The organism is Odoribacter sp. N15.MGS-14, from assembly GCF_000980245.1.
GTDB lineage: Bacteria > Bacteroidota > Bacteroidia > Bacteroidales > Marinifilaceae > Odoribacter > Odoribacter splanchnicus.
This window is the reverse complement of record NZ_LARE01000021.1, coordinates 1-13,071: the sequence shown is the minus strand read 5'-3', so window position 1 is coordinate 13,071 and position 13,071 is coordinate 1. Positions and strand designations below refer to the sequence as shown.

Here is a 13,071-nt window from a genome sequence, read left to right as displayed (position 1 = left end):
TCAAATCCTAAAAAATCAAATAAAATCACCACCTTCAATTTTTATGATAAACAAATAAAACATGTCTATTCAAATATCAAACTCTCATATACAGAAAAAAAATTGATTCTTTAAGATACTCCTGTAAGAAATATGCCAACGCTTTAAATCCAGAAAAGTAAAAGATAGAAATGTTCCTGCAACCGGTCACGAAGTTTTTTATAGGCAGTTTTCTTGAGGGTATGGACGGTCCCCTCGGATATAGACAATTGGGCAGCGATTTCAGCATTCTTTTTTCCCTGCATGGCCAGCTCAATAATTTTACGCATCTGTACCGGTAAAGCTCCGACCGCTTTCCTCACCAAAAGATAAGTTTCTTGCCGGATAACCTCATTTTCGAAATACGCTTCAGATTCTGTCAAAGCTTCTTTGACAAAATGTTCATCGACCTGTTCGCGTCTGATCATATTGAGGCAACGATTCCGTGCAACCCGATAAAGGTATCCTTTTACTTTAAAGATATCCTCAAAGTCGGCCCGATTCTGCCAATAGGTCAGCAAGGTTTCCTGAGCAACGTCTTTGCATTGTTCCTCATCCCGTATATATTTCATAGCAAATACACACAATATCGGATAATAATCTTCAAACAACTCCCGGAAAGCTGCCCTGTCACCTTGTTTTATATCTTCGATTAAACCGTTCATTTATCTACCGTTATCCATCACAAAAATATAATTAACCGGGCAAAAAACAATACCCTTATGAAAAAGAAACGGCTGCCTCATCCGATAGACAGCCGCTAGTTGTTTATTTCAAACAGAATATAAATCCTTATTTTAGGGGAATTTTTTCGATTCTTCTCTGGTGTCTTCCACCTTCAAATTCGGTAGACAGAAAACGCTCGACGATATCCTGAGCATCGTCGAAGGAGATAAAACGGGCAGGGATACAACATACGTTGGCATTGTTATGGAGGCGTGCCAACCAGGCGATTTCGGTCGTCCAACAGAGTGCACCCCGGATACCCTGATGTTTATTGACAGTCATACAAATCCCATTCCCACTCCCACAGAGCGCGATTCCTCTCTCGAACTCGCCGGATTCAACAGCAGCAGCCATCGGATGGGCAGTATCGGGATAATCCATACTTTCAGCAGAATGTGTACCGAAATCTTTTACTTCATAACCTTTCTGGCGAAGGAATGCCACTAATTTTTCTTTGTATTCGTAACCGGCATGGTCACAGGCAATAGCTATTTTCATTTCTATCGATTTGTTATTAGAGTCGCAACGTGCAAACTGTTACAACGATGTGATTATTCTGAAATACAAAGTTAAAGTTTTATCCTTAAGGAAAGCAAATAAAAAACGGGTATTCTTCCGAATACCCGCAAAGAAAATATTTCTTTTTTAGAGAATAAGCTTATATCCTTTACCGTGAACGTTGATGATTTCAACAGAAGGATCCTTTTTAAGGTGTTTACGTAATTTGGTGATGTAAACATCCATACTTCTGGCATTGAAATAATTGTCGTCGGCCCAGATGTTTTTGAGTGCATAATTTCTTTCGAGCACTTTGTTGACATTCTGGCATAATAATTTCAAGAGCTCAGACTCTTTTGTCGTCAGTTTTTGTTCTTCTTCTCCATCGAACAGGGTCTGTTTTTTAGAGTTGAAGGTCAATTTACCGATTTTGAAGATTTCCTGTTCATCTTCAGGTTTGAGTCCGGTAGAACGACGCAGTACGGCTTCGATTCTGAGTAATAACTCCTCCATGCTGAAAGGTTTGCTCATATAGTCGTCAGCCCCTAATTTGAAGCCTTCCAGGACATCTTCCTTCATATTTTTAGCCGTCAGGAAAATGATTGGAATTTCGCTGTTGATCTGGCGAATTTCCTTAGCCAGGGTAAAGCCATCTTTTTTAGGCATCATCACATCCAGGATACATATATCGAAAGGCTGGTTCAGAAAGGCTTCATAAGCTACCTCCCCATCTTCGCATAAAACAGTCTCGAATCCTTTTGCCCTCAGATATTCTTTCAGGAGCATACCCAGATTCGTATCATCTTCTGCTAATAAAATTTTTATTTTCTCCTCCATAACTATTTAGTTTTTAAATAAATTCTCTGAAAAATATACGCTTTTAGAAAAATAAAGTTCTCTTTACTTTTTGTTTTTTTGAGGTTAATGGTAAAATAATATCAAATCGGCTTCCTTTTCCTTCAGCGCTTTCCACTTCGATACGCCCTCCGTGTGCTTCCACGATAGTTTTTACATAGGATAATCCGAGGCCGAATCCTTTTACGTCATGTAAATTACCGGTCGAAACCCGATAAAAACGTTCGAAAATCAGCTTTTGCTCTTTCGCAGCAATTCCTATGCCATTGTCTATCACACTAATAATTATTTCCTGACCTTTATTCCGGGTGTAAACACTGATCTCCGGAACTTTAGTACAATATTTTATCGCATTATCCAATAAATTGGATACTACGTTCGTGATGTGTACCTCATCAGCATAAACTTCATCCTGGTCAGCCTCTAAATAACTATAGAGTTGTCCTCCTTTATCTTCTACACGCAGGCTAAATTTTGTCACAAGATTTTCAACAACCTCGTTGAGATTGACATTTTTTAGTTTCAGTTTCATCCGGGTTTCGGTAAACAAAGCGGTCTGGAGCACTTTTTCTACCTGGAAAGTGAGCCGTTTACTTTCATCGCGGATAATCCCGGCAATATGGTCGATGGTAGAGGGGGAATTGTTCACAGCCCCGTCTTTAAGCATTTGTGCAGCCAAAGAAATGGTCGCTATCGGGGTTTTAAATTCGTGTGTCATATTATTGATGAAGTCGTTCTTGATCGCAGATAATTTTTTCTGTTTAACGATGACTACGATACAGAATCCGAAACACAACACCAACAAAATGGTGATGATCAAACTGGGCAATAACAAGACGACAGAAGACAACAGATCATGTGACTGATCGGGAAAAATCAGAAAGAGGGTGGCCGGTTCCTGCTGTTGTCCAAAACTCATTTTCCGGTTGTAGGTGTAATCGGAATGCTGATTGAAGAAGTTTTGTGACATGAGGATAAATTCCCCTTTCTCTTTTACCGCATACTCGAAAGGAATTTTGACACCGTTATTCCTTAAACGTTCACCGATAATCTCTTTGAGATCGCTGCCATCCAATCGTTCTTCGATCGATTTTTCGGGCATTTCGGGAATCTTTTTAACCACGAGATCATATTCTTTTCCCAGACTGTTTTTGATTTCCTGGCGGGATTTCTGGATAGAATTCTGGAGATTCCGATTGCCTTTCTGTCCGAACAGTTCCCATACATTCTCTATCCTTTCGTCGTAACCGATGGGGAAGCGGCTGTAATCGATGACAATATTCATATCATTCTTTACATTGAGCCCAGGACGTAAATCCAGAGCCCGGGGCATTTCATGGACGACTCCATTTTTCCCCAGATGGTGGATTTCGTTTTTCTTTTCTTCGGCCATCTGCTGCTTATCCTTCTCTTCTAAATAAGTCGTTACCTGGTCGATAGATTTATTGACGAGATAATCAAAATGTGCTTTTTTCAACTGAAAAGCCGTTTGAAAATACCTCGCCTGTGTAAAGATCAATCCCAACAATGACAGACCTAAAACCACACCTAGTATGATAATCTGTTTTTTTCTCATACCCACAAATTTAACACTTCAAATTTAACACTTTGCACACTTAACACACTTTAACCTATAACGTTACTTCATAACACTAGCCGATTTTAACACTTTACTAGAGGGAAGGTCGATTTGTTAAATTCGCTCTGTGGCAGGTCTCTAAAACAAATGTTAAAATATTAGTTTTCTCCCTTTGTTTTTTCCCTTATACCCTTAAAAAAGTGTCATTTGTTCCCCACCGTCATTTCTACGGGTTTTCCCCAAATGTTTATAAGCCAAGTCGGTCACTTCCCTACCGCGCGGAGTACGCTTGATAAACCCTTCTTTGATCAGGAAGGGCTCATACACTTCTTCCAGGGTACCGGCATCTTCGCCGACAGCAGTAGCAATCGTCGTCAGGCCCACCGGTCCTCCCTTAAATTTTTCAATAATGGTGAGCAGGATTTTATTGTCCATTTCATCCAGCCCGTATTTATCGATATTCAATGCTTCGAGTGCATAACGGGTGATGTCACGATCGATGCTTCCATTACCTTTGACCATTGCAAAATCGCGCACTCTGCGCAGCAATGCATTGGCGATACGGGGTGTACCCCGGCTCCGGGAAGCGATTTCCATAGCAGCCTGACCGGTAATCCCCACATTCAGGATAGCGGCAGAACGGGAAATGATTCCGGAAAGGATGTCGGTATCGTAATATTCCAGATGGCAATTAATACCGAACCGAGCCCGCAAGGGAGCGGTCAGTAACCCACTACGGGTAGTAGCGCCGATCAAGGTAAACGGATTGATTTGTATCTGTACCGAACGGGCTGCAGGTCCTTTATCGATCATAATATCGATGCGGTAGTCTTCCATAGCAGAATACAGGTATTCTTCGACCACAGGACTCAAACGATGTATTTCATCGATGAAGAGCACGTCGTTCTCTTCCAGGTTGGTCAATAGTCCGGCTAAATCTCCGGGTTTATCGAGTACCGGTCCGGAAGTAATTTTGATGCCTACCCCCAATTCGTTGGCAATAATGGCGGATAAAGTCGTTTTCCCCAGTCCGGGAGGCCCGTGAAGGATGACATGGTCCAGCGATTCGCCCCTCATCTTTGCAGCCCGCACGAAGATTTCGAGATTCTCGACAATCTTTTTCTGACCTTGGAAATCGCCGAAATTCAACGGCCTTAAAGCCCTCTCGAACTCTTTTTCGGTTTCTTTTAAATCGGTGTTTCTTATATCGAATTCACTCATGGTTCGTATTTACAGATTTTCATCCAAAAATAGGAAAACTAATAGTGCTATCAAAGCACCGGTCAATTTTCTCCCAAAAACTCCCGAATATCCTGCTCTAGTTTACGGATCGGGAAATAAGCTCCGTATTTTATGTTCTGTCGCAATTCGTAGTCGAGATTGTTACGTCTGCGATACAACTCACTGACCATATCGTGGGTGACAACTTTGTTTTTCTTTGCTGTGCGCAGCATAGCCTTACAAACTTCTTTACATACGATCGAAATCAAATCGTACAGGTTGTGACCGCGAATAAAGAAATACACGTTATCGGGTTTTAATCCCAATTCGCGGTATTTTTCACGAACAATAGCCAGATCGGCATGGGGATATTTACGTCCGAGGTAATTGATTTTTCTTTCGACTCTCATCCGTAGTTCATCCAACGCCCGGGCCCCGTTGTCGTATACCAAAGGAAAAGCTTTGGAATTGGACAAGCTGATGTAAGCATCGAATTCGAACTGGCTGAAAAGCACGGGATCGGCATTCTGAAAGTAAAGATGCCATATGAAAAGATCGTACAGGATGGCTGAAAAGTCACTCAGAAACCGACGGAAATCGAATACCGTATTTTTTAAGTGGGTGACTCTGCTGCACACATCGTCAAGGCCATCGGCAAAGCAGTGGTGGTTTTCAAAAGAGTAGGTGTAAGTTTGAAGCACGAAATGTTTGACATCAATCTTTCTTTCCCTCAACAAATAACGATAGTCGCTGTCGATACAAATGAAGAAATCGGGACTCAGGAAATCAAAATATTTCAAACATTGGGTAACTCCACAAGTCTCCCGTCCATATTCGTTCCGTGAACCGGAAATGAAGTGAAACTTATCGTCCGGCCGGAAATGTTTCAGTACAGCTCCCCAGAAAGCAATATCGTCTTTGTTTTCAACATGTACAGCCGCCCTACAGCGAAACATTTTCGCATCCAGAGCAAAACGCCGTGCCGCATTAGCAAAATGCGAAGCACGAGAGGGATTCTCAGCACGAGCACCAAACATAAAATATAAAGTAAAAAGTTAAAAAATAAGCAAAAAGCTATAGGCTAAAAGCTAAAAGCAAAGAGCTATAGGCTGAGTACTATTAACTATTTTTTGACTTTAGTCTGTTATTCAAAGTTTTTACACACGAAGCTAAAAGTGCTATTAATTCTTTAACAATTTCAGCTAATTTTTCATATAAATCAATATAAATATAATCGGTATCCCGTAATAAATTCAACCAATACAACGTTTCATTCGCATCTTTTAAGCTCACTGCCAACTTATTTAAATAATCCGAATCACTTTGAGCAAAAACGGCTTCATGAATCAATGCCCCGATAGACGTACCACTTTTCAAAATTTGTTTACTTAGCACATACTCCTTCTTTTCCTGCTGTAAGTACTGAACCAGGCGTACAATTTCAACAGCAAAAGAATAACTTTTATCTTTTAATAACGGTATCATATCTTCTCTACTTTAACTTTCCACCCTTTAGCTTGTCGCTTATAGCCTCTGGCTTTTAGCTTTTTACCTTTATCAAGTCTTCCACAAATACCAGCTTATCTCCCCAACCATCGCCGAACAGGCTGGGAGAATGGGTGGAAGTGATGATCTGACAATTGGGATTCAGATGGCGGATTTCTTCGAATAATTTATATTGCCATTCAATGTGTAAAGATATTTCAGGTTCGTCCATCAAGAGGATGTAAGGCTGTTCTTCCATCAGGAATACACGCATCAGAATCAGCAACAACTGCTTTTCCCCGGATGATAGTTTGTAAAGCGGTATCACTTCTCCATCGTCGATAAAGATCAGATGATTGGTATGCGGATCAATTTGAATGGTCTTCTGTGTTTTGGCAAAAAGCCGGTCGACCGTCTCAAAAAGTGTTTTGATGCGTTGATTAATCCGGCCGGCTTCTTCAGGGAAATTAGTCGCTTTCAACCGATAATCCGAGAAAGAAGGATTGGACCCGCCGATATCGTATACAATAGTATGCAGCTCGTTATATAACTGGCTATACTCTTTACCGGCTTTCGGCCGGTCCCGGAACGGAACGTCGAAAGTACTGATTTTTTGATATTTTACGTTTCTCAATGCAGTTTTCAACTCTCCTGCAGTCATTTTCTGTTGGAAATCGACGGTATAATCGTCGATGGTAATCTTTACCCCGACACCGTAAATTCTCAATCGTTTTACATCAGCCATCATGATGGAATCGATGATATTGAATAAGGTCGTCTTACCGCTTCCATTGATTCCAATCAATATATTCACATCGGGATTGAGATTCTCCCAAAAAAAATCGTATTTCTTCCAGAGATTCCGGATTTCGATACTATGAACCGTATTCGACATAACTTTAAAGTAAAAGGTAAAAATGTAAAAGGGTGGAAAGAGCAAGCCGCAACAATCGACCCTTCAACAAAGATAGAAAACAAAAATGAAAAACAGATGAGAAAAAAGAATAAGTAAATCAGAAAAGATATAATTTTGCGGCGCTTGAAACGATTTCAATTCATTATCTTTTAGTTTTAATTTTTACCTGAATCTATGAAAGGGTTATATACCGTCTTATTACTGGTTTGTTCGAACATCTTTATGACTTTTGCGTGGTACGGACATTTAAAGTTGCAAGAGATGAAAGTGATCAACAACTGGCCGCTCATCGGTGTTATCCTGATATCGTGGGGAATGGCTTTTTTCGAGTATTCGCTCCAAATCCCAGGCAACCGTATCGGTTTTCAAGGCAATGGCGGACCGTTTACACTTGTTCAGCTGAAAGTGATCCAGGAAGTGATTACCCTTATCATTTTTGCCATTTTCACGATGATCTTTTTTCAGGGAGAAACATTAAAATGGAATCACCTGGCAGCGGGAGTATGTCTGGTAATGGCCGTATATTTTGTATTTATGAAATAAGCCTATTTTCAGGAGGGTTGGACAGGTTTATACGGTAAGGTAAACCAAAATTCGACATCTTCGCCGGGTTGGGAGTCATCACCGATCCGGCCTTCATTTTCCGGACGATCATTTCACAGATGGCCAATCCCAAACCTATCCCCTGAACAAAAGGATCGAGTCTGACCAAACGGCCGAATACCGGTTTTTGACCTAAAAATAAAGTTCCCGGTTATCGGACAGGCAGTATCCCATCGAGATACTTTCCTGTTCAGTAAATTTTATGGCATTATTCAAAAAGTTGATCAGGATCTTGAAAAACGCACCCGGTAATTAAATGCAACAGAATTCAATAAAACGATCTGTTTTTCCCCCATACCGTAAGAACAAAAAAACAGAGCTAGAGATTAAAAGCAGAAAGAATGACGTAATAATATATACTCATTCAAATTTTGACAAAGAAAAACAATTCCGGAAGAAAACCTTTCTGATATAATCCCGTTCATTTTATATTAAATCCCAGTATATATGTTTTCTACCGAATTCAGATATAAACTCAACAATCTCCGACGTATCCTGAAAAAAGCGACCGTCCAGCTGATCCGTATTTTATTTATCCTCGCTTCAGTGGCAACGATCGTACTGATGGCCTACGAATACGGTTATGCGATCAGTGAGGCAGGGAAAAGATACGTTACAGAGGGATTCAATATCATCATCCGGATTTTCTTTTTCGGCAGTATCGCAACGATCTTTCTGGATCCCAAAGAGATCTGGCAAGAGAAAGGATATTGGATAGAGATTATCGTATTAGCACTTTTGTTATTCGTTATCCTGACCCAAACACCGGCTCATTTTCCCACCGACAACTGGTTACAAAAAACAGATCATATCCTGACCCATATTCTCTTGTTGTTTATAAGCATCATCCATCTCTCGAAAGTGGTAGTTACGGGATTACAACGGCATATAAGACCTGAAATGACGTTTGTCTACAGTTTCCTGGCCATCATCCTGACAGGTGCTTTCCTGCTTATGTTACCGAAAGCGCATCATGGATCGCTGAGTTTCATCGATGCCCTGTTCACTTCTACGAGTGCCGTGTGTATTACGGGCCTGACGGTTGTCGATACGGCCACCACTTTTACTACAACAGGTCAGGTGGTTCTCCTTTTGCTGATCCAAATCGGAGGGATCGGGGTCATGACTTTCACCAGTTTTATCGCTTTGTCTTTTTTCACCCAAACCTCTTTTAACGATCAAATGGCTTTAAAAAATATCCTGAGCGAGGAATCGATGAACAATATTTTCCGAACTCTTTTCTACACACTTTTCACGACGATTATCGTGGAAGCTATCGGAGCCTGGATCTTGTGGTGGGAGATCCGGGATCTCTCCCCCTACCTTATACCGAATAAGATATTTTTTGCTATTTTCCATGCCGTATCGGCCTTTTGCAATGCCGGTTTTTCAACTTTAACGGGCAATCTGTACCATCCGGGTATCCGGGATTTATACGGCTTACAGTGCTGGATAGCCACCCTGATTATATTGGGAGGGATCGGGTTTCCCATCCTGTTCAATTACGGTAAACTGGTAAATCATAAAGTCAGAAACCTTTTTTACCGGCTTACCGGCTCTTCGAAACGTATGCCGTCGCATGTAAGAATTGTGAATACCACTACCCGTATTGTCATTACGGCAACTTTACTGCTCCTTGTGGGAGGAACTTTACTCTTCTGGTTGTCTGAAAACAACAATTGCCTGAGAGGGCTTCCATTAAGAGGAAAGCTGGCGGTGTCTTTCTTCAGTGCAGTGACTCCCCGCACTGCGGGTTTTAATACAGTCGATCTGACTTCTCTCCTGCCGTCGACTTTGTTCCTGACTCTCCTATTGATGTGGATCGGCGCTTCGCCCTTATCTACCGGCGGGGGGATAAAAACAACAACGATTACTATTGCGTTGAAGAATATCATCAATACGCTGAGAGGCAAAGAAAAAATCGAAATTTTTAAACGTCAACTCCCATCGGAAAACGTGCGACGGGCTCATGCAATCATATTATTATCTATCCTGTGGATCGGAACCGCCACCTGCCTGGTGGCTTTTTGGGTACCGGAGGGATCGGTCACCCAAATTTTATTCGAAGTCACGTCGGCGATAAGTACCGTAGGCCTTAGCCTCGACTTTACCTCCCAGTTGAATACGGCCGGAAAAATCATCATCAGCCTGACGATGTTCGTAGGTAGAGTGGGATTGATCACTTTACTTTCAGGACTTATTCCCCGGCAAAGTTCACAAAGTTATACTTATGCGGAGGAGAATGTGATTGTTTAAAAAGGCGAAAGGCTATAAGCGAAAGGCCAAAGGCTATAGGCGAAAAGCTATAGGCTATAGGCGAAAAGCGAAAAGAAAAAGGCAAGAAACGAGGGACAAGGAGAAGAAAAGGAGGAAGCTAAAAGGGGGAAAAGAAAAGGAACTCATTTTTAAAATATACGTAGACGTTATTGTTATTCATTTTTACTTTTAGCCTATTGCTTATAGCCTTTAGCCTATTGCTTATTGTTTTTTGTTTTTTGTTATGAAATGTATTATCATCGGTTTGGGGAATTTCGGGATGGCGCTGGCTCAACGGTTGACGGCCATGGGATATGAAGTTATCGGGGTCGATAAAGATATAGATAAAGTGAATGCATATAAAGATAGTATTAAAAATACGATCTGCCTGAACCTCAACAACGAACAGGCTGCCCGCAATTTACCGTTGAAAGATGCAGACCTGAATATCGTTTCGTTAGGTAAGGATGCAGGAGCTTCTATACTGACCGTGGCTATTCTTAAACAAAACGGAGCTAAACGTATTATTGTCCGAGCTATTTCTACCTTACATAAAACGGTTCTGGAAGCAATGGGTATAACGGAAATCATTCAACTCGAAAAAGAATATGCCGATTTTTTCGCAACAAAAACCGAATTAACTACATTAATCTATTCTTATCAGGTATCACCGGATTATTATATTTATGAAATGAAGCTTCCCCCTGCTTTTGTCGGACGACGACTGGGAGACATCAAACTGGAAAAAGATTTCTCGCTCAAATTAATCGCTATAAAACATTATGACCGGGATGAAGAAAAGGGGTATTTACGCATGGAACTTCTCGAAGAAGTATCCGATGACTTTGTGGTCAACGCCAACGATGTGTTTATTCTTTTCGGTAAACGCAACCGATTCCGGGTACTTTCGCGCAATTGAGCCGGAAAATTTGGATTTTTTAAATTATTTGTGTTAAATTTTCAAACTTTATTTGGATTTATATGCATAATACATATATTTGCAGAGAGAAGATCCATGTTTGATACATATATAAAAACACCTTTATTAACGACATGATGCAAAACTATATCGATATACTCCGCCAACTGAACTATGAACTGGTCAAGGAATTGGGTTTATTCAAACATCGTGCGGGCTTATCATTCAGTCAGCGGCATATCCTCTATCATATAAAGAACAATATAAGTCTTTCTATTCAGGAATTAGCAGATTTTCTTCATGTCGAACATTCTACGATGAGTAGAAATATAAAAAAGTTAGTCCAAGCCGGCTTGGTGGATATCTATCAGGATGAAAAGGACAAACGGAGGAAAGTGATCACCCTCTCGGCAGCAGGGGAGTCCCGGCTTGCAGAAGCAACAGATTCGATTAATGAAACGATATCCAAAATACTGGAGGTATTGGATGACGAGGAAATTGAAATCGTAATACACGGAATTCATCGTTATTGTGAAGCCCTGAAAGGAAACTGATAATCAGACGGTTTATTAGAATAAACGATGAAAACCCAAGGAATAATCCGATAAAAAAACAGAATAATTTTCCGATTCGGGAATGTTATAAAATTATGTTATTCAACTAATAAAACGTTCGTTTTTTTTGGTTATAAAGTTTCAATATTAAAGCATTATAATATACAGCAGATTACAGGATATTTTTATCCCTTTTTCGTTTATATCATTTAATTGACTAGCGCATACTCTAATCAATATTCTTGTTATATCTCACTTATTATCAGTATCTATTTTTCATTTAACCTTCACACCCGCCCTTTTTCACCTATCGGAATTTCAGCTTACACCTTTTTTCCTTTCTGTCCTTCGTTTTTCGCTTTTGTCTCTGAAACAATACCGAAAAAAAACGAACGTTTATGAAAGAAAAACAATGTTATGGGCGGGGAGTCCCCAAGGGATCGCTGCTTAGACTGTGCTTAACATGCAATTTGTTTATCGCACCCCTACTGATTTCTTCAGCAGTGTGTGCCAATACCGATGTAAAAATAACCACTTCGACCGCTCTTCCTCAAACGCAAAATATGCGCACCCTAAAAGGAACCGTTAAGGATGAACAGGGCGGCTCTTTCCCCGGAGCAACCATTCAAGTGAAAGGCACAACTTTAGGTGTAGTCACGGATATCGACGGTAATTTTTCCATTACCATTCCCTCGGATCCCAATACCGTCCTGGTTATTTCTTTTGTGGGTATGAAAACCCAGGAAATCAAAGTGGGAACAGCCCCGACATTAAACGTCATCCTGAAAGAAGACTCGCAGACGCTGGAACAGGTTGTCGTGAACGGTGTTTTCGAGCGGAAAGCCAACACTTTTACCGGATCGGTGAAAACCATCAGCAACGATGAGCTGAAACGGGTGGGGAACTCGAATGTGTTGCAATCACTCAAAAATCTCGATCCGTCGATTCTATTTATCGACAACATGGCCCTGGGATCGGACCCGAATGCGGTACCGGAAATGGTATTGAGAGGAAAATCCTCGATCAACATGGAAGAGACCGATTTGAAGGCGACCTATGGGAACGACCCGAATGCCCCTCTTTTTGTATTGGATGGATTTGAAGTTTCGATACAAAAAATAATGGACCTGGATATGGACCGTGTCGAAAGTATGACGATCCTGAAGGATGCTTCTGCGAAAGCCATATACGGTTCGAAAGCAGCCAACGGGGTGATTGTCATCGAGTTGAAGAAAAACCCTTCGGGCGATTTACGGGTAACGTATCAGGGAAGTGTAGAGATCGAAGCTCCGGATCTCAGTTCTTACGACTTATGTAGTGCCGCCGAAAAATTAGAAATCGAAAAGGAATTCGGTATGTACGACGACGAAGATGCAAACTACGACAATCAACGAATGGCCCAGAAAATATACAATCAGAAACTATCGGCAGTAGTCTCGGG

General features: G+C 41.0%; 14 protein-coding genes. 5 read left to right on the top strand and 9 right to left on the bottom strand.

What is annotated here, in order from left to right:
• Window positions 1-143 precede the first annotated feature (143 nt).
• The 8 genes from WS34_RS06600 to WS34_RS06565 all read right to left on the bottom strand — a co-directional run bounded on the left by WS34_RS06600 (window position 144) and on the right by WS34_RS06565 (window position 7,277).
• Entirely contained in the window at window positions 144-683 is a 540-nt protein-coding gene (locus WS34_RS06600; RefSeq protein ID WP_046403864.1) for an RNA polymerase sigma factor, read from the bottom strand.
• Between the two features lie 127 nt (window positions 684-810).
• Window positions 811-1,242: a ribose 5-phosphate isomerase B gene (gene rpiB / locus WS34_RS06595; RefSeq protein ID WP_013613016.1), complete on the bottom strand. Its 432-nt coding sequence runs from the start codon at window positions 1,240-1,242 to the stop codon at window positions 811-813.
• A gap of 147 nt (window positions 1,243-1,389) precedes the next feature.
• The gene (gene rprY / locus WS34_RS06590) at window positions 1,390-2,079 is read right to left on the bottom strand and encodes a response regulator transcription factor RprY (RefSeq protein ID WP_013613015.1); all 690 of its coding nucleotides are present in this window, start codon (window positions 2,077-2,079) and stop codon (window positions 1,390-1,392) included.
• A gap of 43 nt (window positions 2,080-2,122) precedes the next feature.
• Complete coding sequence (locus WS34_RS06585; protein ID WP_013613014.1) at window positions 2,123-3,673, bottom strand: sensor histidine kinase; 1,551 nt, start codon at window positions 3,671-3,673, stop codon at window positions 2,123-2,125.
• Between the two features lie 195 nt (window positions 3,674-3,868).
• Window positions 3,869-4,897: a Holliday junction branch migration DNA helicase RuvB gene (gene ruvB, locus WS34_RS06580; protein WP_013613013.1), complete on the bottom strand. Its 1,029-nt coding sequence runs from the start codon at window positions 4,895-4,897 to the stop codon at window positions 3,869-3,871.
• A 62-nt stretch (window positions 4,898-4,959) separates the two neighbouring features.
• A complete protein-coding gene (locus WS34_RS06575) occupies window positions 4,960-5,934 on the bottom strand; it encodes a DUF4435 domain-containing protein (RefSeq protein WP_013613012.1) in 975 nt (324 codons plus the stop codon).
• 82 nt (window positions 5,935-6,016) lie between these two features.
• Window positions 6,017-6,382 carry a four helix bundle protein gene (locus WS34_RS06570; RefSeq protein ID WP_046403862.1) on the bottom strand — a complete coding sequence of 122 codons (366 nt, stop codon included), beginning with the start codon at window positions 6,380-6,382 and terminating at the stop codon, window positions 6,017-6,019.
• Window positions 6,383-6,437: 55 nt separating this feature from the next.
• Window positions 6,438-7,277: an AAA family ATPase gene (locus WS34_RS06565; protein ID WP_013613010.1), complete on the bottom strand. Its 840-nt coding sequence runs from the start codon at window positions 7,275-7,277 to the stop codon at window positions 6,438-6,440.
• 195 nt (window positions 7,278-7,472) lie between these two features.
• On the opposite strand from WS34_RS06565, the gene WS34_RS06560 reads away from it, so the two are divergent.
• The gene (locus tag WS34_RS06560; RefSeq protein WP_013613009.1) at window positions 7,473-7,841 is read left to right on the top strand and encodes a DMT family protein; all 369 of its coding nucleotides are present in this window, start codon (window positions 7,473-7,475) and stop codon (window positions 7,839-7,841) included.
• Here the strand turns inward: WS34_RS06560 and WS34_RS06555 are convergent.
• Entirely contained in the window at window positions 7,831-8,010 is a 180-nt protein-coding gene (locus WS34_RS06555; protein ID WP_041556887.1) for a hypothetical protein, read from the bottom strand. The two genes, WS34_RS06560 and WS34_RS06555, sit on opposite strands and share 11 nt — an antisense overlap.
• Before the next feature lie 338 nt (window positions 8,011-8,348).
• Here WS34_RS06555 and WS34_RS06550 point away from each other — a divergent pair, with 338 nt between their 5' ends.
• From WS34_RS06550 to WS34_RS06530, 4 genes are all read left to right on the top strand, one after another.
• Window positions 8,349-10,157: a TrkH family potassium uptake protein gene (locus WS34_RS06550; protein WP_286693658.1), complete on the top strand. Its 1,809-nt coding sequence runs from the start codon at window positions 8,349-8,351 to the stop codon at window positions 10,155-10,157.
• Between the two features lie 244 nt (window positions 10,158-10,401).
• Window positions 10,402-11,076 carry a potassium channel family protein gene (locus tag WS34_RS06540; protein ID WP_013613007.1) on the top strand — a complete coding sequence of 225 codons (675 nt, stop codon included), beginning with the start codon at window positions 10,402-10,404 and terminating at the stop codon, window positions 11,074-11,076.
• A gap of 134 nt (window positions 11,077-11,210) precedes the next feature.
• Window positions 11,211-11,630: a MarR family winged helix-turn-helix transcriptional regulator gene (locus WS34_RS06535; RefSeq protein ID WP_041556885.1), complete on the top strand. Its 420-nt coding sequence runs from the start codon at window positions 11,211-11,213 to the stop codon at window positions 11,628-11,630.
• Window positions 11,631-12,028: 398 nt separating this feature from the next.
• Window positions 12,029-13,071 (top strand): carboxypeptidase-like regulatory domain-containing protein (locus WS34_RS06530; protein ID WP_046403857.1); only part of this gene is annotated, 1,043 nt, incomplete at its 3' end.

Coding starts and splice junctions, on each gene's coding strand:
- WS34_RS06585 (WP_013613014.1), bottom strand. CDS start 3,673: ATGAGAAAAAAACAGATTATCATACTAGGTGTGGTTTTAGGTCTGTCA.
- WS34_RS06560 (WP_013613009.1), top strand. CDS start 7,473: ATGAAAGGGTTATATACCGTCTTATTACTGGTTTGTTCGAACATCTTT.
- WS34_RS06535 (WP_041556885.1), top strand. CDS start 11,211: ATGATGCAAAACTATATCGATATACTCCGCCAACTGAACTATGAACTG.
- WS34_RS06540 (WP_013613007.1), top strand. CDS start 10,402: ATGAAATGTATTATCATCGGTTTGGGGAATTTCGGGATGGCGCTGGCT.
- WS34_RS06565 (WP_013613010.1), bottom strand. CDS start 7,277: ATGTCGAATACGGTTCATAGTATCGAAATCCGGAATCTCTGGAAGAAA.
- WS34_RS06600 (WP_046403864.1), bottom strand. CDS start 683: ATGAACGGTTTAATCGAAGATATAAAACAAGGTGACAGGGCAGCTTTC.
- WS34_RS06550 (WP_286693658.1), top strand. CDS start 8,349: ATGTTTTCTACCGAATTCAGATATAAACTCAACAATCTCCGACGTATC.
- WS34_RS06570 (WP_046403862.1), bottom strand. CDS start 6,382: ATGATACCGTTATTAAAAGATAAAAGTTATTCTTTTGCTGTTGAAATT.
- rprY (WP_013613015.1), bottom strand. CDS start 2,079: ATGGAGGAGAAAATAAAAATTTTATTAGCAGAAGATGATACGAATCTG.
- WS34_RS06575 (WP_013613012.1), bottom strand. CDS start 5,934: ATGTTTGGTGCTCGTGCTGAGAATCCCTCTCGTGCTTCGCATTTTGCT.
- ruvB (WP_013613013.1), bottom strand. CDS start 4,897: ATGAGTGAATTCGATATAAGAAACACCGATTTAAAAGAAACCGAAAAA.
- rpiB (WP_013613016.1), bottom strand. CDS start 1,242: ATGAAAATAGCTATTGCCTGTGACCATGCCGGTTACGAATACAAAGAA.